The sequence below is a fragment of the Microbispora hainanensis genome, assembly GCF_006874475.1.
Classification (GTDB): Bacteria; Actinomycetota; Actinomycetes; order Streptosporangiales; family Streptosporangiaceae; genus Microbispora; species Microbispora hainanensis.
In genome coordinates, this window is the sequence record NZ_VIRM01000143.1 from 1 (window position 1) to 1,296 (window position 1,296).

Below are 1,296 nucleotides of genomic sequence, written 5' to 3' on the forward strand. Positions count from 1 at the left end.
ACGGCTTCAATGCGTGCGGCAGCGCTGCCAGGAGGCGCCGGGCAGCGTGGCGGCGATCGCGTCACGTAGCCCGGCGTGGCAGTCGCTGGTGACCAGCAGGACGCCGGACAGGCCGCGGGCGACCAGGCCGCGCAGGAACGCCAGCCAGCCCGCCCCGTCTTCGCAGGAGACGACGTCCAGGCCGAGGATCTCCCGCTGCCCGTCGGCATTGACACCGGTGGCGATCAGGCAGTGCACGTTCACCGTCCGCCCGCCCTCACGCACCTTCTGAGTGAGCGCGTCGATCCAGACGAAGGTGTACGGCCCGCCGTCCAAAGGCCGGGACCGGAACGAGGCGACCAGCTCATCCAGCTCGGCGGCCATCTTCGACACCTGCGATTTGGACAGCTTGGTGATGCCCATCGACTCGGCGAGTTTTTCCATCCGCCGCGTGGACACACCCAGCAGGTAGGAGGTGGCCACCACGCTGGTCAGCGCCCGTTCGGCCCGGCGGCGCTTGTCCAGCAGGAAGTCCGGGAAGTACGACCCCGACCGCAGGCGGGGGATGGCCAGCTCGATGGTCCCGGCCCGGGTGTCCCACTCCCGGCTGCGGTAGCCGTTGCGGGAGTTGACCCGCTCGCTGCTGACCTCGCCGTAGCCGGCCCCGCACAGCTGCTCGACCTCGGCGTCCATCATCCGCTGCGCGAACTCGCGGATCATCGTGCGCAGCAGGTCCGGGCTCGCCGCGGCGAGAGTCTCGTCGAAGTAGTCCCCGGCAGCGGGCACAATGTCATTGACGGCCACTTCATCCCCTTCGTGTCTGAATGTGCGAATCGAAGGATTACGAAGTGGCCGTCTCTTGTCACATCGATCTCACCCGCACCAACCGCAGGGCTTGATCACCCGCACACCATCTCCCCGGACGCGAACCCGATCGCCGGGAACCTGGGTGCAAGAAGCTGGCATGGTTCGAGCCCTCGGACGGAGCGCGGGTGCGCGTGCTCGCCTGGACCTGCGACTGCCTGGCCATGGTCTATGAGTTGTGCCAGGCGGGCGGACAGGGGTTCATCCGGCGCACCCTCCAGAACGAGGACGCCCCCGAGATCCGCGAGACCCACCGCTGGCCCCTCGGCCAGGCGCGCGAGATCTGGGCAGCCCTGTTGACGGGAATGGCGCGGTGAGCCCGCGCGGTGTCCCTAACCGGCGCTCGGCGATCCGGGCCGTGGACCCAGCAACTGGCAAACCCCTCAAAACCGTACTGTCAAGAGGGATAGACGGCATTTCGTCTAGGGGCCTAGACTCTGGTGTGCACCACCG

Annotated in this window: 1 protein-coding gene and 1 pseudogene; one reads left to right on the forward strand and one right to left on the reverse strand. The window is 68.1% G+C overall.

Features of this window, described 5'->3' with window-relative positions; genetic code table 11:
* Positions 1-9: 9 nt before the first annotated feature.
* A pseudogene (locus tag FLX08_RS39865) lies at positions 10-768 on the reverse strand (IS256 family transposase); the annotation flags it as partial.
* A gap of 203 nt (positions 769-971) precedes the next feature.
* On the opposite strand from FLX08_RS39865, the gene FLX08_RS39870 reads away from it, so the two are divergent.
* Entirely contained in the window at positions 972-1,160 is a 189-nt protein-coding gene (locus FLX08_RS39870) for a hypothetical protein (RefSeq protein ID WP_142625429.1), read from the forward strand.
* The last annotated feature ends 136 nt before the right edge of the window (positions 1,161-1,296 follow it).